General features: G+C 60.6%; 24 protein-coding genes, 1 tRNA gene and 2 pseudogenes. 12 read left to right on the forward strand and 15 right to left on the reverse strand.

Going from position 1 to position 20,551, the window contains the following annotated elements:
- The first annotated feature begins 149 nt into the window (after positions 1-149).
- The 7 genes from ACS4RS_RS06675 (at position 150) to ACS4RS_RS06705 (ending at position 5,616) form a co-directional block, all read left to right on the forward strand.
- Complete coding sequence (locus tag ACS4RS_RS06675; RefSeq protein WP_439011610.1) at positions 150-560, forward strand: pilus assembly protein N-terminal domain-containing protein; 411 nt, start codon at positions 150-152, stop codon at positions 558-560.
- 115 nt (positions 561-675) lie between these two features.
- Complete coding sequence (locus tag ACS4RS_RS06680) at positions 676-1,311, forward strand: TadE/TadG family type IV pilus assembly protein (RefSeq protein ID WP_439011609.1); 636 nt, start codon at positions 676-678, stop codon at positions 1,309-1,311.
- Positions 1,311-1,892: a TadE/TadG family type IV pilus assembly protein gene (locus ACS4RS_RS06685; protein ID WP_439011608.1), complete on the forward strand. Its 582-nt coding sequence runs from the start codon at positions 1,311-1,313 to the stop codon at positions 1,890-1,892. Before ACS4RS_RS06680 ends, ACS4RS_RS06685 begins: the two co-directional genes overlap by 1 nt.
- Positions 1,893-1,992: 100 nt before the next feature.
- Positions 1,993-3,213 carry a phosphopentomutase gene (locus tag ACS4RS_RS06690; protein WP_439011607.1) on the forward strand — a complete coding sequence of 407 codons (1,221 nt, stop codon included), beginning with the start codon at positions 1,993-1,995 and terminating at the stop codon, positions 3,211-3,213.
- Positions 3,210-4,178, forward strand: a complete 969-nt coding sequence (locus ACS4RS_RS06695; RefSeq protein WP_439011606.1) for an adenosine deaminase — start codon at positions 3,210-3,212, stop codon at positions 4,176-4,178. The genes ACS4RS_RS06690 and ACS4RS_RS06695 overlap by 4 nt, the downstream gene beginning before the upstream one ends.
- Before the next feature lie 112 nt (positions 4,179-4,290).
- Entirely contained in the window at positions 4,291-4,920 is a 630-nt protein-coding gene (gene upp / locus ACS4RS_RS06700) for a uracil phosphoribosyltransferase (RefSeq protein WP_012559569.1), read from the forward strand.
- A 126-nt stretch (positions 4,921-5,046) separates the two neighbouring features.
- Positions 5,047-5,616, forward strand: a complete 570-nt coding sequence (locus tag ACS4RS_RS06705) for a TIGR02281 family clan AA aspartic protease (protein ID WP_439011605.1) — start codon at positions 5,047-5,049, stop codon at positions 5,614-5,616.
- 5 nt (positions 5,617-5,621) lie between these two features.
- On the opposite strand, the gene deoA is transcribed toward ACS4RS_RS06705, so the two are convergent.
- From deoA to ACS4RS_RS06750, 9 genes are all read right to left on the reverse strand, one after another.
- Positions 5,622-6,929, reverse strand: coding sequence for a thymidine phosphorylase (gene deoA / locus ACS4RS_RS06710; RefSeq protein ID WP_439011604.1), 1,308 nt, complete (start codon positions 6,927-6,929; stop codon positions 5,622-5,624).
- Position 6,930: 1 nt separating this feature from the next.
- Positions 6,931-7,707, reverse strand: coding sequence for a deoxyribose-phosphate aldolase (gene deoC, locus ACS4RS_RS06715; protein WP_439011603.1), 777 nt, complete (start codon positions 7,705-7,707; stop codon positions 6,931-6,933).
- Positions 7,708-7,821: 114 nt separating this feature from the next.
- Positions 7,822-8,622 (reverse strand): purine-nucleoside phosphorylase, encoded by an 801-nt coding sequence (locus tag ACS4RS_RS06720; RefSeq protein WP_439011602.1) that lies wholly within the window; start codon positions 8,620-8,622, stop codon positions 7,822-7,824.
- Positions 8,619-9,008 carry a cytidine deaminase gene (locus tag ACS4RS_RS06725; RefSeq protein WP_003589240.1) on the reverse strand — a complete coding sequence of 130 codons (390 nt, stop codon included), beginning with the start codon at positions 9,006-9,008 and terminating at the stop codon, positions 8,619-8,621. The genes ACS4RS_RS06720 and ACS4RS_RS06725 overlap by 4 nt, the downstream gene beginning before the upstream one ends.
- A 1-nt stretch (position 9,009) precedes the next feature.
- Positions 9,010-9,981 carry an ABC transporter permease gene (locus tag ACS4RS_RS06730; protein WP_003589241.1) on the reverse strand — a complete coding sequence of 324 codons (972 nt, stop codon included), beginning with the start codon at positions 9,979-9,981 and terminating at the stop codon, positions 9,010-9,012.
- 10 nt (positions 9,982-9,991) lie between these two features.
- A complete protein-coding gene (locus ACS4RS_RS06735) occupies positions 9,992-11,095 on the reverse strand; it encodes an ABC transporter permease subunit (protein ID WP_439011601.1) in 1,104 nt (367 codons plus the stop codon).
- A gap of 7 nt (positions 11,096-11,102) precedes the next feature.
- Complete coding sequence (locus tag ACS4RS_RS06740) at positions 11,103-12,614, reverse strand: ATP-binding cassette domain-containing protein (protein WP_439011600.1); 1,512 nt, start codon at positions 12,612-12,614, stop codon at positions 11,103-11,105.
- An 88-nt stretch (positions 12,615-12,702) separates the two neighbouring features.
- Positions 12,703-13,695, reverse strand: a complete 993-nt coding sequence (locus tag ACS4RS_RS06745) for a BMP family ABC transporter substrate-binding protein (protein ID WP_439011599.1) — start codon at positions 13,693-13,695, stop codon at positions 12,703-12,705.
- A 316-nt stretch (positions 13,696-14,011) separates the two neighbouring features.
- Positions 14,012-14,329 (reverse strand): hypothetical protein, encoded by a 318-nt coding sequence (locus tag ACS4RS_RS06750; protein WP_439011598.1) that lies wholly within the window; start codon positions 14,327-14,329, stop codon positions 14,012-14,014.
- Between the two features lie 227 nt (positions 14,330-14,556).
- On the opposite strand from ACS4RS_RS06750, the gene ACS4RS_RS06755 reads away from it, so the two are divergent.
- A tRNA-Ser gene (locus ACS4RS_RS06755) sits at positions 14,557-14,646 on the forward strand.
- A 208-nt stretch (positions 14,647-14,854) separates the two neighbouring features.
- On the opposite strand, the gene ACS4RS_RS06760 is transcribed toward ACS4RS_RS06755, so the two are convergent.
- The 5 genes and pseudogenes from ACS4RS_RS06760 to ACS4RS_RS06780 form a co-directional block, all read right to left on the reverse strand.
- Complete coding sequence (locus ACS4RS_RS06760; RefSeq protein WP_439011597.1) at positions 14,855-15,310, reverse strand: MarR family transcriptional regulator; 456 nt, start codon at positions 15,308-15,310, stop codon at positions 14,855-14,857.
- Between the two features lie 201 nt (positions 15,311-15,511).
- Entirely contained in the window at positions 15,512-15,838 is a 327-nt protein-coding gene (locus ACS4RS_RS06765) for a nucleoside deaminase (protein ID WP_449313922.1), read from the reverse strand.
- A gap of 5 nt (positions 15,839-15,843) precedes the next feature.
- Positions 15,844-16,212, reverse strand: a complete 369-nt coding sequence (locus tag ACS4RS_RS06770) for an SMR family transporter (RefSeq protein WP_439011595.1) — start codon at positions 16,210-16,212, stop codon at positions 15,844-15,846.
- Between the two features lie 47 nt (positions 16,213-16,259).
- Positions 16,260-16,580: an SMR family transporter gene (locus tag ACS4RS_RS06775; RefSeq protein WP_439011594.1), complete on the reverse strand. Its 321-nt coding sequence runs from the start codon at positions 16,578-16,580 to the stop codon at positions 16,260-16,262.
- A 43-nt stretch (positions 16,581-16,623) separates the two neighbouring features.
- Positions 16,624-17,243, reverse strand: a pseudogene (locus ACS4RS_RS06780) (DsbA family oxidoreductase).
- Between the two features lie 177 nt (positions 17,244-17,420).
- Between ACS4RS_RS06780 and ACS4RS_RS06785 the strand changes: the two are divergent.
- From ACS4RS_RS06785 to ACS4RS_RS06800, 4 genes and pseudogenes are all read left to right on the forward strand, one after another.
- Positions 17,421-17,781: pseudogene (locus ACS4RS_RS06785) on the forward strand (VOC family protein).
- A 2-nt stretch (positions 17,782-17,783) separates the two neighbouring features.
- Complete coding sequence (locus ACS4RS_RS06790; RefSeq protein WP_439011593.1) at positions 17,784-18,197, forward strand: EVE domain-containing protein; 414 nt, start codon at positions 17,784-17,786, stop codon at positions 18,195-18,197.
- 219 nt (positions 18,198-18,416) lie between these two features.
- Positions 18,417-18,626 carry a KTSC domain-containing protein gene (locus ACS4RS_RS06795; RefSeq protein ID WP_439011592.1) on the forward strand — a complete coding sequence of 70 codons (210 nt, stop codon included), beginning with the start codon at positions 18,417-18,419 and terminating at the stop codon, positions 18,624-18,626.
- A gap of 381 nt (positions 18,627-19,007) precedes the next feature.
- A complete protein-coding gene (locus ACS4RS_RS06800; RefSeq protein ID WP_439011591.1) occupies positions 19,008-19,247 on the forward strand; it encodes a CrpP-related protein in 240 nt (79 codons plus the stop codon).
- Here the strand turns inward: ACS4RS_RS06800 and pncB are convergent.
- Positions 19,229-20,533 carry a nicotinate phosphoribosyltransferase gene (gene pncB / locus ACS4RS_RS06805; RefSeq protein WP_439011590.1) on the reverse strand — a complete coding sequence of 435 codons (1,305 nt, stop codon included), beginning with the start codon at positions 20,531-20,533 and terminating at the stop codon, positions 19,229-19,231. The genes ACS4RS_RS06800 and pncB overlap by 19 nt on opposite strands.
- Positions 20,534-20,551: the final 18 nt, after the last annotated feature.

Raw genomic sequence — 20,551 nt, forward strand, 5'->3', positions numbered from 1 at the left:
CGGCGCCCAACCGCCGCGTGCGCCTCAGAGGCCGTGCCAAATCGGATCATCGCGCCTCATTCTGGAACAGGGCTGCTGGCTTAAGGCTTCGTTCACCATTTTTTTCCATTCTATGCCGATATTGCGCTGTGATCGTGAAAGAGGACCAAATGTCATCGAGCGGCAAAACCATTCTCTTTGCCGGCATGATCGCCGTTTTCGGTGTTTCGGGAGTTTCCGCGGCCGCAGACGATGACATGCTGCGCGTTTATATGGATCACGCGCGCGTATTGAAGCTCGACCGCCCTGTCAGCAAGGTCATCGTCGGCAATGCCAAGGTCGCCGATGCGACCGTCGCCGACGCCAAGACCATCGTCCTCACAGGACGCAGCTTCGGCACCACCAATCTGGTTCTGCTCGATGCCGACGGTAACGCCATCCTCGACGAGCGTATCCTGGTGTCGATCGATGAGGGCAATACGGTGCGCGTCTACCGGCAGACCGAGCGCTCCGTGCTGTCCTGCACGCCGAACTGCGAACAGCATGCGCAGCAGGCGGCGACCGACACCACCTCGCCCTGATCGGCTTCCCGCCCTTACTTTAGCTATTCGTTAAAATCGTCGCGTCAGACTGAAACGGAAAATCAACGAACGGACCCTAGTGTGGCGGACAGAGAATGTCGCTCGGGTCCAGGCAATGACGGTAATTGATCAGAACACGGATAAGGCACACTCCCAAGCGCCGTTCCGATTCTTGCGGTTTCGCGCTCTCGCCCGCTCGCGCGAGGGAGCTGCGGCGATCGAATTCGCCTTGCTCGCCATTCCCTATTTCCTGGTGATTTTCGCAATCCTCGAAACCTTCGTCGCCTTCGCTGCCGAGGAGCTCGTTTCCAACGCCGTCGATACGATGAGCCGCAAGATGCGAACCGGGCAGATCACCTATAATCTCGGCCGCACGACCGATATGAACCAGGCGCAGTTCCGCCAGGCTTTCTGCAATGAGATCTCGATCCTGATCCGCTGCTCGACGACCGAAGTGGCTACGCCGAGCAAGCTCTACGTGGATGTGCAGACGTTCAGCACCTTCTCAGCCATTCCGACGACGATTCCCAAGCTTTCCACCAACAAATATGCCGACATCAACACGGCTGCCTTCAAATATACGCCGGGCGGCGCCGGCACCATCAACATGGTCCGCGCCTACTACCGCTGGGAAATCATCACGGATCTGGTCCGGCCGTATATCACGACGATACGGCCCTCCGACGGTTCGATGCCGAGTTATTATCTGATCGTCGCCACCGCAGCCTTCCAGAACGAGCAGTATCCATAATGGCCCTTCGCAACCCGTTCACCAGGCTGGTATTGACGGCGCGGCGGCTGACCCGAGAGCGCGAGGGCGCCGGAGCGATCGAATTCGCGATCCTCTTTCCCGTGCTCATCATGCTCTATATCGGCGCTTTCGAGATCACGATCGGCCTCAGCGTCAGCAAACGGGCGACACGCGCCGCAGGCACGGTGGCCGACGTCGTCACCCAACAGCAATCCGTCACCAAGAGCGCGCTTGCGCAGATGCCGTCGGTCGCAAACTCGATCTTCGTGCCCTACAACACGACGTCGCTGACGCTGAAGATCACCGGGATCACCATCGATGCCAGCGCCAACGCGAAGGTGCTCTGGTCCTGGGCGCAGGACGGGACGGTGCCCTATGCTAAAAACACGGCCGTGAGCAATGTACCATCCGATATGAAGACGGCGAACAGCTTCCTTGTCCGTACCGAGCTCAGCATCCCCTATAGGATGTTCCTGTTTGCGCCGAACTTCATGCCGGACGGCATGCGCACGATCACCATCAGCCGCAGCTATTTCTACCGCCAGCGGCAAGGCGACTCGATCCCTTGCGGCGACTGCTGACGCCCCTTCTCGAATTTGCCAAGCCGGTCGCAGCATTATATGGCTGAGGCTATGCTGCCTCCGACGTTTCCGGGGCGGCGATCGGTTCTTCGGGTGTAAAATGGCGCGTGCCTTTCTTTTCGTTCTGGATTCCTTCGGTGTCGGCGGAGCGCCGGATGCAGCGGCCTATGGCGATGAGGGCGCCGATACGCTCGGCCATATCGCCGAGTTCTGCGCGGCCGGTGCCGGAGACCGCGCCGGATTGCGCAGCGGGCCGCTTTGCCTGCCCAACCTGTCGGAACTCGGGCTGATGCAGATCGCCCGCTCCGCCTCCGGCCGGTTCCCGGCCGGCATGCCGATCCCGGAGAAGGTCTACGGCATTTACGGCGCCGCCACCGAAATCTCCCGCGGCAAGGATACGCCGTCAGGCCATTGGGAGATCGCGGGAACACCCGTCAGTTTCGATTGGGGTTATTTCCCGACGGAGGGCGAGGCCTTTCCCGAGGAACTGATCGACGCGCTCTGCAGGGAGGCCGGCGTGTCCGGCATTCTCGGCAATTGCCATGCTTCGGGAACGGAAATCATTGCCAGGCTTGGCGAGGAGCATATCCGCACCGGCAAGCCGATCTGCTACACCTCCTCGGATTCGGTCTTCCAGGTCGCGGCGCACGAAGTGCATTTCGGCCTCGATCGACTGCTCGCCTTCTGCCAGGTAGCCCGGGGACTGCTCGATCGCTACAATATCGGCCGTGTCATCGCCCGGCCCTTCATCGGTCATTCCAGCTCAACCTTCCAGCGCACCGGAAACCGGCGCGACTTCTCCGTGCTACCACCGGAGCCGACGCTGCTTGACCGGCTGATCGAAAACGGCCGGCACGTGCACGCCGTGGGAAAGATCGGCGACATCTTCGCGCATCAAGGGATTTCGCGCCTCATCAAGGCGAATGGCAACGAGGCGCTGATGGATGCGACGCTCTCCACCATCGACGAGGCCGAGGACGGCGATCTCGTTTTCACCAATTTTGTCGATTTCGACATGATTTACGGCCATCGCCGCGATGTGCCGGGTTATGCCGCGGCGCTCGAAGCCTTCGATGCACGCCTGGCCGAAGTTCATAAGAAACTGAAGCCGGGCGATCTCGTCGTGCTCACCGCCGATCACGGTTGCGACCCGACCTGGCGCGGCACGGACCATACGCGCGAGCGCGTGCCTGTCATCGCCTATGGCCCCGGCATCCGGTCGCGTTCGATCGGCGTGCGCCGCAGCTATGCCGATATCGGCGAGAGCATTGCGCGCCATCTCGGCATTCCGGCCGGACCGCATGGAAGGAGTTTTCTGTGACGTCGCATTTGAAGAAGGTCGAATTGCACTGCCATCTGGAGGGTGCGGCACCTCCTGAACTGACCGCGGCGCAGGCGCGCAAATACGGCGTCGACATCAGTGGCCAGCTTCGCGGCGGAGCCTATGTCTGGCATGACTTCGCAAGTTTCCTCGAATGTTACGACAAGGTTTCCGAGGTCTACAGGACCGAGGAGGACTATGCGCTTCTGACCGAGACCTATCTCGACGAACTTGCCGGCATAAATACGATCTACAGCGAACTTATCGTTTCGCCCGATCATGGCAAACAGATCGGGCTCGGCGCCGATTCCTATATGTCAGGCATCTGCGAGGGCATCCGGCGGGCCAGGGAAAGGAGCGGCATCGAAGCTCGGCTGATCGTCACCGGCGAGCGGCATTTCGGTCCGGACAGCGTCATCGGCGCGGCCGAATACGCGGCAAAGGCCGGCAATCCTTTGATAACCGGCTTCAACCTTGCCGGTGAGGAGCGCATGGGTCGCGTCGCCGACTATATCAGGGCCTTCGATATCGCCCGCGATGCGGGACTGGGGCTGACCATCCATGCCGGCGAGGTCTGCGGCGCCTTCAGCGTCGCCGACGCGCTCGACGCGGTGCGCCCCTCGCGCATCGGCCATGGCGTGCGCGCCATCGAGGATGCCGACCTGGTGAAGCGGCTTGCTGATCTCGGCACCGTGCTCGAGATCTGCCCGGGCTCCAATATCGCGCTCAAGGTCTTTCCCGATTTCGCTTCGCATCCGCTGCGCCGGCTGAAGGAAGCTGGGGTGCCGGTGACGATCAGCTCGGACGATCCGCCTTTCTTTCATACGTCGCTTGCGCGGGAATACGAACTTGCCGCCGAGGCTTTCGGCTTCAGCGACGCCGAGATCGATGCCATGACGCGAACGGCGATCGAAGCTGCCTTCGTTGACGAAGAGACACGCAAGGCGCTGCTCGCCCGGCTTTGACGCCAAATATCGGGTGCGGCTGGGGAAGATCGGTGCAAATTTGCCGCCACTCTTGCGGTCGGGCCGATTTCCGTGAAAGAAACATTCGATAGAAAGAATGAAAGGCTTCCCCATGGACGGCGTCACGGTCATCGATCATCCGCTTGTACAGCACAAGCTCACCATCATGCGGCGCAAGGAGACATCGACGGGAAGTTTCCGGCGATTGCTGCGCGAAATCTCCACACTGCTCTGTTACGAAGTGACCCGCGATCTCGAACTGACGATGGAAACGATCGAGACGCCACTGCAGACGATGGAATCGCCAATTCTCGAAGGCAAGAAGCTGGTCTTCGCCTCGATCCTGCGTGCCGGTAACGGGCTGCTCGAGGGTATGCTCGATCTCGTGCCCTCCGCCCGCGTCTCGCATATCGGCGTCTACCGCGATCACGAGACGCTGCAGCCGGTCGAATATTACTTCAAGGCGCCGGAGGACGTGGCCGAGCGCCTGATCATCGTCGTCGACCCGATGCTGGCAACCGGCAATTCCTCGATCGCCGCAATCGACAAGCTCAAGGAACGCGGCGCCCACAATATCCGCTTCCTCTGCCTGCTCGCCGCCCCGGAAGGCATCCAGAACTTCCGCGCCGCCCATCCCGACGTTCCTGTTTTCACCGCCTCGATCGACAGTCATCTCAACGAGAAGGGCTATATCGTGCCCGGCCTCGGCGATGCCGGCGACCGCATGTACGGCACCAAGTAATTTCAGCCTTCCTTTACCAAATCGAAAGACTTAAGGCCCGGACGTCTCGCTCCGGGCCTTTTCATTGTCGATATTAGCAACTTATCAGGATTTGCAGCTTAGCAAGTTTGAAGCATGAGGCCCTGCATGAAGCCGGGTTTATACAGGAAGGATTTCTGTTTCATGCTCGTGCGTACCGTCATATTCGCCAGCATCGCCGCGGTGCTGGCCACACAGGCGCCTTCCTTCTTCGGAAGCACCAGCCAGCAGCCTGCCGACGCTCTCTCCGCCAATTACATCTCAACCGAAAACGACAAGCCCGCAGCACCCGCGCCGGTCTCCGCCGGCAATGCAATCCGCCTGCAGGCGGATGCCCAGGGGCATTATACCGGCAGCTTCAAGATCAACGGCAAGCCGGTGCAGGGCCTGATCGATACCGGCGCGACTTATGTGGCACTCAACGAGACGCTCGCCCGCCGGCTCGGCTACACCGCCACCCAGCTCGATTTCCGCTACGGCGTCAACACGGCCAACGGCCAGACGAAGGCTGCACACGTGATGCTCGATCGGGTCGAAATCGGCGGCATTCGCGTGCGGGATGTCGAAGCCTTTATCCTCAAGGACGATGCGCTGACAACGACGCTGGTCGGCATGAGCTTCCTGCAGAAGCTCGCCTCCTATTCCGTCGCCGACGGGTCGCTGAGCCTCAAGCAATAACCGCGTCAGATCCGGGTCGAAATCACCGGCGTCAACTCCGGCTTTTCCTCGGTGATGTTGTAATGCGCGGCAAGTGCCGCCGCTGCCCTTTCCGCCGCTGCGTCGTCGGCGGCATGAACCAGCGCGATCGGCTCACCCGCGCTCACGCGGGTGCCAAGCGGCAGCAATTCGGAGAAGCCGACGCGATGATCGATCCGGTCGGCCGGATGGCGTCTGCCGCCGCCAAGATCGATGACGCTGACGCCGATGCCGCGCGCGTCGCATGCGGCAAGCCAGCCGGACCGGGCGGCAAGGACAGGCTTTTCCACAGGCGCCCTGGCGAGATACCTGTCGGGGTTTTCCATGAGATCGGCCGGGCCGCCAAGCATGGATACCATGCGCGCGAAAACCTCAGCAGCCTTTCCCGATGACAGCGCCCGACGCGCCATCCCCTCGCCTTCTTCAAAGGACGCGGCAATACCCGATTTCACCAGCATCTCGGCGGCAAAGGCAAGAACGACGGCCTCAAGCCGCGTGTCCGCCTTCCCACCCGCCAGGAAAGCCAGGCAATTACGCATTTCTACGGCATTGCCGGCGGCATCGGCGAGCGGCTGGTTCATGTCGGTGATCAGCGCCGAGGTTCTGACGCCTGCGCCATTGGCAACCTCGACCAGCGACTGCGCCAGGATCTCCGCCTGGGCGCGGTCGGCCATGAAGGCGCCGTTGCCGACCTTGACGTCGAGCACCAGGGTCTCAAGTCCGGCCGCAAGTTTCTTCGACAGGATGGAGGCGGTGATGAGAGGAATGGAATCAACCGTAGCGGTCACATCGCGCACGGCATAGAGCCTGCCATCGGCCGGCGCCAGGGCGCCGGTCTGACCGATAATGGCGCATCCCGCCCGCTTCACGACCTTGTGGAACAGGCCGGCATCCGGGGTGATCCCATAGCCGGGAATGGATTCGAGCTTATCGAGCGTGCCCCCGGTATGACCGAGGCCTCGCCCCGATATCATCGGAACGGCCAGGCCGCAGGCGGCAGCAATCGGCGCCAGCATCAGCGAAACATTGTCGCCGACTCCGCCGGTCGAATGTTTGTCGGCGATCGGGCGGCCGATATCCGGCCATTGCAGCCGATCGCCGGAATCGGCCATCGCCAGCGTCAGAGCAACGATTTCCTCGCGCGACATGCCCTTGAACCAGACGGCCATGGCGAAGGCGCCGATCTGGCCTTCCGATAGCTGGCCGGCAGCGAGGGCTGCGATGAAAGACCGGATATCGGCGGGGTCGAGTTCGTCGCCATCGCGTTTGCGCCGAATGATCTCCTGCGGGATCATTTCAATAGCTCGACGCCGTAGCAGGTGCAGATTGTGTCCCGCTCAGAACCGCCAGGATATCGTCGAGCAGACCGGAAGCGCCGAAGCGAAAAGTTGACGGCATCGGCCAGTCGGGCGCCATGATGGTTTCGGCCAGGCTCAGATAAAGCGCCGCATCGGCGACCGAGCCGATGCCGCCGGCCGGCTTGAAGCCGACCTTGCGGCCACTCTGGCGAATGGCGCGGATCATGATGTCGGCGGCTTCGAGCGTCGCGTTGACGGCGACCTTGCCGGTGGAGGTCTTGATGAAATCGGCGCCGGCTTCGATGGCCAGTTCAGAGGCGCGGCGGATCAAGGCAGCATCCTTCAACTCGCCGGCCTCGATAATGACTTTCAGCAGGACGGGACCGGCGCATTCGGCGCGCACCGCCTTGACCATATCGGTCAGCGCCTTCTCATTGCCTGATATGAGCTTGCGGTAGGGAATGACCAGATCGATCTCATCGGCGCCATCGGCAATCGCCTCGCGAGTTTCGGCGGCGACGTCGGCCACTTCCATGTCACCGGTGGGGAAATTGACGACGGTCGCGATCCGCACGGCATGGCCGGTGCCGAGGATGTTGCGGGCATAAGCGACGAAGCGCGGCCAGATGCAGATGGCAGCGCTGTTGCCATAGGGCGTCTGCGCGCGGGTGCAGAGTGCCTCGATCTGCGCCTCGGTGCAATCATCCTTCAGATTGGTCAGATCGAGTAGGGAAAGGGCAACAGCCGCCGTTTCCCGGTTGGAATGGCTATTCATTTTCGCTTCCTCTAGAGCATGATGCCGAAAAGTGTGAGCGCTTTTCTCATGACAGCATGCTCTCACTATCTAATGTAAAACAGGATTCAGATTTTAGGCCGACCCGGCCTAAAATCATCCGGTTCTGGCCGCAATCATCTCTTTCAATATGGCGGCGAGGCGGGTACCGCCGACGGGCGCCATATCCTTGGTTTCTTCATGGCTGAGCTCATTGCCGGTCATGCCTGCCCCATAGTTGGTGATAACGGAGGCGGCGGCAACCCTGAGGCCCAGCATTCTTGCGATGATCACCTCCGGCACCGTCGACATGCCGACGGCATCGGCGCCAAGGATGCGCGCCATGCGGATTTCGGCCGGCGTTTCGAAGCTTGGACCGGAGAACCACATGTACACACCTTGCGCCAGCTCGATTTTGAGCTTTGCCGCTGCCTTCCGCATCGCCGCAGCGAGGCCGGCATCGTAAGCATTGGTCATGCCGACGAAACGATGATCGCTTTCCTCGCCGATCAGCGGGTTAATGCCGGAATAGTTGATGTGATCGGTGATCTGCATCACCGAACCCGGCGGCATGTCGTCGCGCAGCGATCCGGCCGAATTGGTCAGGATCAGCGCCTCGACGCCGAGCGCCTTCAGCACCTCGATCGGCAGGCGCATGGCGTTGGCATCGCCCTTCTCGTAATAATGCACGCGGCCGGAGAGCATGACGACGGGCACGCCGCCGAGCCGGCCGGCGACGACCTCGCCCGCATGGCCGGAGACGGCGCTGACGGGAAAGCCCGGTAGGTCGCGATAGGGAATACGCACGGCGCCGTCCAGCTGATCAACGAGAGAGCCGAGGCCGGAGCCGAGCACGATGCCGTGGCGCGGCTTGATGGCGCCGAGCAATGCGACGAGCAGATCGACCGTCGCCCTCATCCGAGTTCGGTCTCGAAGCTGAAGGGAAGGAGCTCTTCCATCGTCATGGTTTTCTGCACGCCCGCCTCATCGCAGAGATAGATCTTCGTGTCCTTGGAGGCGAATTCCGAGATCTTCTGGCGGCAACCGCCGCAGGGCGGGCAGAGCGGCAGTTTTTCGGCGATGACCGCCATTTCCACGATCTTTTTGGCGCCGCCCATGATCATGGCGCTGATCGCCGTCGGCTCGGCGCACCACCCTTGCGGAAAGGACAGGTTTTCGATGTTGGCGCCGGTATAAACCTTGCCGTCCTCGGCGCGGATCGCCGCACCGACCGGAAATTTCGAATAAGGCGCATGGGCAAAAGCCATGGCGCCGCGAGCGGCTTCGAACAGGTCGTGAGACATATCAACGCTCCTTCGTATAGGGCACACCGCCGGCCTTGGGCGGTGTCGCGACGCCGATGAAGCCGGCAAGCAGGATGCAGGTGAGGATATAGGGCAGCGCCTGGAAGACCTGGACCGGCACCTCGCCGATCAGCGGCACCTGCTTTCCCTGCATGAAATTCGCCAGCGCATCGAGGAAGCCGAAGAGCAGGCAGGCGAACATGACAGGCACCGGCTTCCACTTGGCGAAGACGAGGGCGGCGAGCGCGATATAGCCCTTGCCGGCCGACATGTCCTTGATGAAAGCAGCGGACTGGGCGATCGCCAGATAGGTGCCGGCAAAGCCGCAGAGGATGCCGGCGCACATGACGGCGCGGTAGCGCAGCCAGGCGACCGAGATGCCGGCCGTATCGACCGCACCCGGGTTTTCGCCGACAGCGCGCAGGCGCAGGCCGAAACGCGTGCGATAAAGCACCCACCAGGAGAAGGGCACGGCAAGAAAGGCAAGGTAAGTCAGGATATTATTGCCCGATATGACGTTGGCATAGAGCGGGCCGAGGATCGGTATGCCGCGGGCGGCATCGGCGCCGGGCAGGATGATCGGCGCGAAGCGGGCCTCCGCCGACAGCTGCGGCGTGCGCCCGCCCTGGCCGAACCAGGCCTGGCCGAGCACGATGGTGATGCCGGCGATGAAGAAGTTGATCGCCACACCCGAGACGATCTGGTTGCCCCGGTTGGTGATCGAGGCAAAGCCATGCACCAGGCTGAGCGCCACCGAGCAAACGATGCCGGCACCGAGCCCGAGCCAGGCCGAACCGGTGAGATAGGCAATACAGGCGGCCGCAAAGGCCGAGCCCAGCATCTTTCCCTCAAGGCCGATGTCGAAAATGCCGGCGCGTTCCGAAAACAGGCCGGCAAGGGCGGTGAAAATCAGCGGAATCGACAGGCGGATCGTCGAGCTCAGAACGCTGATGAAGATGTCGTAATAATCCATCGTCCGCTCCTCAGGCTCGCTTGAACTGTTGATAGAGGTGGACCATAGCCGGCCGGAACATATGTTCCAGGGCGCCGGCGAACAGGATCACCAGACCCTGGATGACGAGAATCATCTCGCGGGTGATGTTCGGCATTTCGAAGGAGATCCAGTCGCCGCCCTGATAAAGGATGCCGAAGAGGATCGCGGCGAAGATGATGCCGAGCGGATGGTTGCGGCCCATCAGCGACACCGCGATGCCGACGAAGCCGGCGCCGCCGACGAACTCCACCTGCAGGCGGGCGGAAGAGCCCATGACGGGGTTCAAAGCCATCATGCCGGCAAGCGCGCCGGAAAGCAGCATGGCGATGATGACAATCCGCGCATAGGGAATACCGGCATACTCGGCAGCCGTCGAACTCACACCCAGCGTCCGCATCTCGAAGCCGAGCTTGGTACGCCAGATGAGAATCCAGACAAACCAGGCGGCAAGAAGGGCGATGATAAAGGAGACGTTGAACGGCGCAGCACCCAATTTGCTGCCGAAAATGCTCATGACCCAGCCAAGCTTGGGAAGCTGCCCGCCTTCGAGGAAGGTGCGGGTTTCCGGCGCCATCTTGCCCGGCACGATCAGCACGTGCACCAGCAGATAGACCATCAGAGCGGCGGCGATATAGTTGAACATGATCGTCGTGATGACGATATGGCTGCCGCGCTTGGCCTGCAGGAAAGCGGGGATGAAGGCCCAGGCGGCACCGAAGAGGCCGGCGCCGACGACGGCGATCGGCATCGTCACATACCACGGCACGTAATTGTCGAGCGCGAGCGCCACCAGCGCGCAACCCAGCCCACCGACATAGGCCTGGCCCTCCGAGCCGATGTTGAACAGGCCGGCATGGATGGCGACAGCTACGGAAAGACCGGTGAAGATGAAGCTCGTCGCATAGTAGAGCGTGAAGCCGATGCCTTCGCCGCTACCGAACGCGCCTTCGATCAGCAGCGACAGCGCAGCGAGCGGGCTCTCGCCGATCAGCCAGACGACGAATCCGGAAATCAGGAATGCGACGACGAGGTTCAGAAGCGGGATCAGGCCGTAGTTGATCCAGTTTGGCAGCGGAACGGAAGCAGTGCTCATAAAGGCCTCACGCGGCAATGCCGGCCATCATCAGGCCGAGGGTCTGTTCACCGGCATCGGGCGTCTTCTCGCCGACCACATGGCCGGCAAACATGACAAGGATACGGTCTGAAAGGGAGCGGATTTCATCGAGTTCGACGGAGACGAGCAGGATCGCCTTGCCCGCGTCGCGCATTTCGATGATCCGGCGGTGGATGAATTCGATGGCGCCGATATCGACGCCGCGGGTCGGCTGGCCGATGATCAGCATCTTCGGGTCGCGCTCGATTTCGCGGGCGACGACGATCTTCTGCTGATTCCCGCCTGAGAAATTCGCCGTCTTCAGCCGCGGGTTCGGCGGGCGGATGTCGTATTTTTCGATCTTCTCCATCGCATCCCTGCGGATCGCCTCGAGATCGAGCAGCGGACCTTTGCTGTAGCCCGGACGCCGGTGGTAGCCGAGCACGGAGTTTTCATATTCCTCGAATTTCAAAACCAGGCCCATGTGGTGGCGGTCTTCGGGAATATGGGCGAGCCCGAGTTCGCGCAGGCGGGCGGGATCGGCCTTGTCGATCGTCTGGCCGTCGAGAAGGATTTCGCCGGAGGCGGGCTTGCGGATGCCGGCGATCGCCTCCAGCAATTCGGACTGGCCGTTGCCGGCAACCCCGGCAATACCGACGATCTCGCCGGCGCGCACGTCGAAGGAGACATTGTCGACCATGGTGACGCCGCGATTGTCCTTGACCGTCAGGTTGCGGACGGAGAGGACAGCCGCTCCCGGGTTCGCCTTGCCCTTCTGCACGCGCAGCAGCACGCGGCGGCCGACCATCAGCTCGGCAAGCTCTTCCACCGTCGTTTCCGCCGTCTTGCGGGTCGCGACCATCTCGCCGCGGCGCATGACCGAGACCGTGTCGGTGATCGCCATGATCTCGCGCAGCTTATGGGTGATGAGGATGATCGTCTTTCCCTGGTCGCGCAGCACCTTGAGAATGCGGAAGAGGTGGTCGGCTTCGGCCGGCGTCAGAACACCCGTCGGCTCGTCGAGGATCAGGATCTCGGCGCCGCGATACATGGCTTTCAGGATTTCGACGCGCTGCTGCAGGCCGACCGGCAGCTCTTCGATCAGCGCGTCCGGATCGACCTCGAGGCCGTATTCGGTTTCCAGCCGCTTGAGTTCGGCGCGGGCCGATGCGACGCCTCTCGCCAGCAGCATGCCGCCTTCGGCGCCGAGCATGATATTCTCGAGCACCGTGAAATTATCGACCAGCATGAAATGCTGGTGCACCATGCCAATGCCGGTGGCGATCGCCGCCTGACTGTCGCGGATCGTGACGGGATTGCCATTGACGCGGATTTCGCCGCTGTCGGCATGGTAAAAACCGTAGATGATCGACATCAGCGTCGATTTTCCGGCGCCGTTTTCACCGATGATGCCGTGGATCGTCCCCTTGGCAACGGTGAGGTTGATGTCCTTGTTGGCATGGACGGCACCGAATTTCTTATCGATGCCGACAAGCTCGATAGCGGGCTTATCTGTCACTGCAGGCTCCAAATAAGAAAAGGGCGTATGGCGAAAATCCCCTCCGCCATACGCCCGATCTCAATCGTCGATCACATCCGGGCGCGGATCACTTCGGGCAAGCGTTGTCCGAGGTATAGTCGTGAACCTTGATCGTGCCTGCGATGATATCGGCCTTGGCCTTGTCGACAGCCGCCTGCATTTCCGGCGTGATCAGCGACTTGTTGTTGTCGTCGATCGCGGCGCCAACACCATCTTCCTTGACGCCGAGCGCCTGGACGCCGCCGGTGAACTTGTCGTTCTTGGTGTCGGTATAGGCGTTGTAGACGGCGAGGTCGACGCGCTTGACCATCGAGGTCAGGACGGAGCCCGGATGCAGATGGTTCTGGTTGGAATCGACGCCGATCGACAGCTTCTTGTTGTCGGCAGCCGTCTGCAGAACGCCGAGACCGGTAGCGCCGGCTGCCGCGTAAATGACATCAGCGCCCTGATCGATCTGGTTCTTTGTGAGTTCGCCACCGCGAACCGGGTCGTTCCAGGCTGCACCCGTGGTGCCGGTCATGTTCTGAAAAACTTCGACATCGGCCTTGGCGGCGCGTGCGCCCTGCTCGTAGCCGCATTCGAACTTGCGGATCAGCGGAATGTCCATGCCGCCGACGAAGCCGACCTTGCCGGTCTTCGACGCCATGCCGGCGAGAACGCCGACGAGGTAGGAACCCTCTTCTTCCTTGTAGACCACCGAGCGGACGTTCGGCTTGTCGACGACAGCGTCGACGATGATGAACTTGGTATCGGGGAATTCGGCTGCGACCTTCTCGATGGCCGAGGTCCAGGCGAAGGAAACGGCAACCACCGGATTGAAACCGCGGCTTGCGAAATTGCGGATGGCCTGTTCACCCTGGGTGTCGCCGGTCGGCTCGAAGTCGCGATAGGCGATGCCGGTTTCGGCCTTGAACTTCTCGGCACCGTTGTAGGCCGCCTCATTGAAGGACTTATCGAACTTCCCGCCGGTGCCGTAAACCAGCGCCGGCTTGACATCGGCAGCCAGCGCCGTCGTCGACATGGCAGCCACGGCAAGGAGAGTGAGAAGGGATTTTTTCATTGTGCAGCCCTGTTGTTGCTATTCGTTAGGGGTCCTCCCGCAAGTCCTTTCCGGACATGTCTGCGGAACCACCGACCTCCCCCCGGAGGCCTGGCTGCGCGCATCCTTGCATGGCTCACGGAAAAATTCACCAGAAATTTTTCGGCTGGTAAAGATTTGCAGGGATTGCCGAAAATCCGTTCTCGGGGGCTGATTTTTAGACATCTCCGCCGCCGGGATGCCAAATTTCCAGCCAATCCACCGGCCATTCCGCGGCTACGGAAACATTGGCGCCCGACCGGGGTCCCGGCCGATCCGCGGCGGCAAGATGGCTTGCCTATGCGGTGAAGCGACCGGCCACCTGCGGCTTCTTATAGCCGATCATCCAGAGAAGCAGCGCGATCACCAGGAAAACGGCAAAGGCCGGCTGCAGCATCAGCCACTGGAAGATGAAGGCGTAGAAACGCGGGTGGATATAATAGGAGAGGGAGGATTGCAGCGATGTGAGGGTTGCCGGGCTGACATCCTGCCAGGCATCGGAGATCGGCGTCACCACCACCGAGGACGCCGCAACCGACTGGATCGAATCAATGGTCCCGGCAATAACGGCCGCCGCAAGCGCGACAAGGCTGGCCAGACGCAACAGGAAACGCATCAATTCCTCCGACGCTCGTTATGCCGGACAATCCCGGCCGGCCGCGCCATTCTCCACCTTGAGAAATACATAGTCGTCGATGGGGTGAAGCACAATGGACGGGCGGAGGCGAGTTTTATCGGAAGAAGTCAAAAAACTGTTAGATTTCGGTTGATCGACAAAAATTCATCGGTATATATCGCGCCGTTCCGACGATTTGCTCCTATCCAGGCGCGAACGCCCAAGAAGGACAGGTGGCCGAGTGGTTTAAGGCGCACGCCTGGAACGCGTGTGTACGTGAAAGCGTACCGTGGGTTCGAATCCCACCCTGTCCGCCATTTCAGCCCGCTTCCGGGCACGCCAATCGCCGCCGATTTCCCGCCTGTAGCAGCGACAAGCGTCCGTAGCAGTTCCGTCTTCGATCCCTTGATGCGAATTGCGTCGTCCGCGACCTCGACGCGCTGCGCCAGCGCGCGCAGATGATCCTGCCGATAGCCCCCTTCGCCGCCTCGGATGCGCTCGCGAGCGCGGGGCTTTCGACCGTCCTCACCTTCTGTCGGTCAGCTTTTTGGACAGCAATCCCTCGCAACCATGTTCCTTGAGGGCAACAGTCAGGGCTGCTTCGTAGTCCGGCTGCGCGCTTTCGAGGCGTAAACGACCTTTGTCGGTAAGGACAGTATAGACTCCGCGCTTGTCGTCCGGGCAAAGATCGCGAACGGTCAGCCCGCCACGTTCCAAACGCTCGACCATTCGCGAAATTGAACTTTGATTGAGTTGCAGATGCAAGGCCAACTCTTGCATCCGAAGCTCGGAATCCGGGGATCGCGACAATACCTCGAGCGCACGGTAGTCCGACAGTCCAAGCCCGTGCCGCTCTTGCAAAACTTTGCCTAGATCGGCTTCGATATTGGCCACCACATGAATCAGCTTGAGCCATGAATCGCTTCTCTTTGACATGACTGATGCAGACTCCTCTTGAGCAACCGGCGGGAATTTCTCCATATGTATGTCCATACAAGCACTGACTCAAGGGAGACGCACCGCTATGACTCGCGCAGCCCCGATCGAAATGCCAGAAATGGGCGCAGGCCTTCCGAAACGGCAAGTTTGCTCACGGCAGGCGACCGCCAGGTTTTCGGATCATCGGCAAAGAGTTGATACGTGCCGCGATAGTCGAAGCCATGCGCGGCTGCCTCGTTGCGATCAGCGGCAAAGAATATCTGCGAAATGCCCGCATAGACCGCGCTCGTGCCAGCACATCGCACACGGCTCTCCCGACGCTAGCAGCGTCGTTCCGTGCAGATGCGATGTGCCGTGAGTGCGGCAAGCATCGCGTATTGCCTCGACCTCGGCATGGGCAGTTGGATCGTGTTGCTCCCGAACGCGGTTGACGCCGCGTCCAAGAATAACGCCCTTCTGATCGACGACAAGCGCCGTGAATGGAATACCGCCATCGTGGACATGATCCACGGACAAGGCGACCGCCTCCTCCATGAGTTGCGTGTAGCGGATCGAGCGATCAGCGATCACCGCGCTTATCCCTGGAGCGTGGCACTGTCGGCGAGCTTCAACCAGACGACGCCGACGATAATAACCGCCAGCCAAAATGCCTGGATCAGCGTCAGCGGCTGATCGAGAAGAACGCTCCCGAAGGCGGCGGCTCCGACAGAACCGATACCCGCCCAAACAGCATAGCCGATCCCCACATCAATCGTCCGCAAGGCTACGCTCAAGAAGTAGAGTGTAAGCAGGAAAAACACCAAGGCAGCGACCGACCAGTTCAGGACCGTAAAGGCGTGGCTGCCTCCGACACTGAGTGCGTAGCCAATTTCAAAAGCGCCAGCGAACATCAGCATCGTCCATGCACGCCCGCTGTTTTCCTTCTTCTCATGTGTTGTCGTCATGTCAGGTTCCTTTCGGATCAGAGAGAGAAAATAAGGGCAGCGGTTTTTTATGCCGCGCCGCTAAGACGCAGGCCGACGACGCCGCCAATGACGACAGCGATCCCAAGGACCTTCTTCCAGTTCAGTTGTTGGCCAAAGAACAGCGCGCCAAGGACGACGATCCCGACACCTGCAACGGAGGTCCAGATCGCGTACCCAACGCCAACATCGAAAGTGAGAAGTGCAAGACTAAGGAAGTAGGTGGCGATAGCGCCGCTAACGAGGGTGACGATAGTCCACGCAAAGTTCGTGAATCCCTTTGCTTTCCCTGCGCTAATTGCAACCGTGATCTCGAATATCACGGCAATTCCAAGATAGAGCCAGTTCATCCTATGTCCTTTCATTGCTGGTTGGTCTTGTGGCAGCATGTGCCTAGTGCTCGTGACGTTCTGCGATGTTGCCGATAGGGCCGAGCTGGTCCATTGCTTGTCGCAAATCGTCCAATGGCGGCGTTCCCCGGAAAACCCGTTCGCCGACGACAATCGTGGGGACTGACGTAATCGCCATGTCTTCATGCGCGTGGCGTAGCGCCTGACGATGGCGTTCGGCATAAGTGCCGCTTTCGAGCGCCTGCCGAGCCTCCTTTGGGTCAAGGCCCGCATCCGCTGCCAGCTCGATCAGAATTTCGGGGTCGCCTATGTTGCGATCTTCCTGAAGAAAGCACGCAGCACCCGCATCGAATATGGATGATCCAGCCCCTTGTCCTGCGCCATTGCAAGAAGCTCGAACGCCTTGGCCGTTCGCGGCTGAGGCGAAATCGACGGCAGACGGATGAGGACGCCCAGCCTCTCCGCAGGCGGATAGACGGATTTGCTCCAGACGGCAGGAAGGTATGGGTCCTCCGGGCGCAACGTCGGCGCGGGATCGGGCCTCAGCTCGAAGGCACGCCAGGATATTGAGATCGCGCGCTCGCCGATTGCGTCGGACAAGACCTGCTCCGCGAGCAGGCAGAAGGGACAAACATAATCGGTGTAGACGGTTACGGCACTCATCGGCCTCTCTCATATTATTTGTATGCACATGCAATATCTTGGGTGCCTTCGCGAGTCAATATCTTTGCATGTACAAGCAATAATGTGATCGAGGTCGCTTCGTGCGATGCTACTGCCAGAAACTGGCAGTAGCATGCCGTAGGGTCATACCTGTCCAACAAATGACAGGAGCCTCTCGTGACCGATACCAACAACATTCTTCTCTATGTGACGAACCCCGCTACCAGCGCGCAATTTTATGCAGGGCTTTTCGGGAGCGAGCCGGTAGAGGTGAGCCCGACCTTCGTTCTGTTCGTTCTTCCATCCGGTCTCGCCTTGGGGCTGTGGGGCAAGGCGGGCGTGGAGCCTGCCCCCACGACTGCGAGATTGGCTTCAAGGTGAAGGGCCGCGACGACGTCGACGCCACTCATGCGGAATGGAAAGCGAAGGGGCCACCATCGCCCTGCCGCCGACCGAACTCGACTTCGGCCGGAGCTTCGTCGCTGTCGATCCCGACGGACATCGTCTGCGTGTCTACGCGCTGACCGAGGAGATGTGAGCATGGCGGACGCCTGGATCGCCGTTGCCTCGGCGGAGCATGTCCGGATCGGCCGCCGAGCCGGGTTTATGCAGGTTTGTCACGGAAAGGCTCCGCCGCTCAAGCGGATCAGGCCGGGCGACCGGGTCATTTACTATTCACCGACTGTGACTTTTGGCGGCAACGACCGTCTGCAAGCCTTTACCGCGATCGGTGTGGCGCGCGATAGATCACCCTACCAGGTGGAGATGGAAACCGGGTTCAAGCCTTGGCGGCGGGATGTCGACTGGCAGCCCGCGGAGGAAACTCCGGTCCGGCCCTTGCTGGAGCGGCTTTCCTTTACGCAGCCGGGCACCAATTGGGGTGATCAACTCCGCTTCGGCCTGTTCGGCATCGACGACAGGGATGCTGACGTGATTGCAGAGATGATGATGTAAATCCGTTGCGACAGCGTCCCAACGTCGCCATATCCCTCGAGGCCCTCCTTCCCGTGGAGGACCGACTGCCATCACCTCCGATTGAAAATATCTCGGACGAGGTCATGTCGACGCCCGCCAACGCATCGCAAGATTCCTGAATTTTTACCATGCGGCTTCACCGCGTCTTTGCACGTTTGGGTTTAGGTTCTGCCAAACCAAAAAACAGAGGTAAAACAGGTGGAAGAACTTTCGGTAAAGTCGAGAATCATCAAATCCGTCTATTTCAGCCAGGAAGACGGGCGGCTCAGAATTTGTTTCAAGAACGGCGAGGAACGTCTGTTCGACGGCGTTCCCTCCTCCGAAGCGCTTGCGATGACGGCAGCATCGTCTCCAGGCCATTATTATCTCGACCGGATCAGAACGCGGTTTCGCAGATTGGCCGCATAGATCCGAGGGGATGCTCGCCAGCCTGCGGGTTGTGTTGGATTGAGACGATGCCGGTGGATATTAACCTTCGGCTAACTCTTCCGCTCATCACAGTTGGATCGACCCCAGCGGAAAGCGGCAATTTGTCGATGCTGCCGGTTTTCAGAAGATTCGGCCAGCCGGGAGGCTCGGCGGCGGACCCCAGCCAGGAAGCCGGGCCTCCCCGTCACGCTGCTTGCGTTGATCGCGATTGAATGGCCGCGAGCCGGTTTCGGCCGTGATCATGCCGATCTAGCGAATTGGGGCTAATCCTGTGAAAAACTCCAATTATCGTATCCGGACTCGACAATGCTTTATTAGCATGATTGCATAAATCTATCGGATAGGACCAAGGGGGTGACGATGTTCGAGACTCTACTTGCGATGCAGGAGCGTGGCGTACGGGACCGTGCGCGTGGCCGCAGCCTGGCTGACAATCCGATGTCGAAACCGGATATCCTGCCGATCACCGATTTCCAGGAATGGTACTCGATGTTCGACGCCTGGCGTTTCGGCTGGTCGATCGAGGATGCGATGGCCGGGCATAACAATGTGCCGCGGGATGGCGGCGCCGTGTCGCTTGCCTACACCAGAACGGTCTGATCGATCCGGTCCTCGGCGCCGAAGAATTTCAGGTAGCGCTCGACCTCTGCCGGGTCTCCCGTCGCCTTCTGCGGATTGTCGGAGAGTTTTACCGCTGGACGGCCGTTGGCGTCGCTGACCTTGCAGACGACCGAGATCGGATTGAGGCCAGAGATCTCGGTCGGCGCGCAACCGGAAAAATCATTCGTCAAGTTGGTGCCCCAGCCGAAGCTCATGCGTACGCGGCCTTCGAAATGCCGGTAGGTGTCGATGATGGCGTCTACATCGAGACCGTCGGAGAAGATCAACAGCTTCTGGCGCGGATCGCGGCCCATCTTCTTCCACCAGTCGATGATCTTTTCACCGCCTTCGATCGGCGGGGCGCTGTCGGGGCGGAAGCCGGTCCAGTCGGCGACCCATTCCGGCGCGTCGCGCAGAAATGCGGCAGTCCCGAAAGCATCCGGCAGTACGATCAGAAGGTTGCCGCCATAGAGCTTGTTCCAGTCGCGCAGGATCTTGTAGTGCGCGTTGCGCAACTGCTCGTCGGTTTGCGCAAGGGCAGCAGCCACCATCGGCAGTTCGTGCGCATTGGTGCCGACGGCCTCGAGATCGGAATCCATCGCCAGCAAAACGTTGCTGGTGCCTGTAAAGGCCGGGCCGATGCCTTCCTTCAGCGCCTCGACGCACCAGCGCTGCCAGAGGAAACTGTGACGGCGGCGGGTCCCGAAATCGGAGATGCGCAAGCCCGGCAATTCCTTCAGCCGCTCGACTTTCGACCACATCTTCGCCTTGGCGCGGGCATAGAGCACATCGAGGGTGAAGGGACCAAGCGCCCTCATCGCCGAGCGCGACCGCAACTCGTTGACGATGGCGAGTGCGGGGATCTCCCACATGGTGGTTTCTTTCCAGGACCCGTGGAAATCAAGGACATACTGCCCGTCTTTCTTCGACAGCTCGTATTCGGGGAGCTGGAAATTGGAAAGCCAGGCAAGGAATTCCGGCTCGAAGATCTGCGCGCGGCCGTAAAAACTGTTACCCGCCAGCCAGATCATCTCTTTCTTGGAGAGTTTCAGCGTGCGGGCATGATCGAGCTGGTCGCGCAATTCGCCTTCGTCGATCTCATCGGCGAGCCGAACGCGCTTGGTGCGGTTGATGAGCGTGAAGGATGCGTTCACGTCCGGGTAAAGCTTCCAGATCATCTGCAGCATCAGGAGCTTATAGAAGTCGGTGTCGATCAGGCTGCGGATGATCGGATCGAGTTTCCAGGCGTGATTGTAGACGCGTCTTGCAATATCGGTCCTGGCCATAAAATTCCTGCCCCTGTC

It is taken from the genome of Rhizobium sp. F40D2 (assembly GCF_051810745.2).
Taxonomy (GTDB): Bacteria; Pseudomonadota; Alphaproteobacteria; order Rhizobiales; family Rhizobiaceae; genus Rhizobium.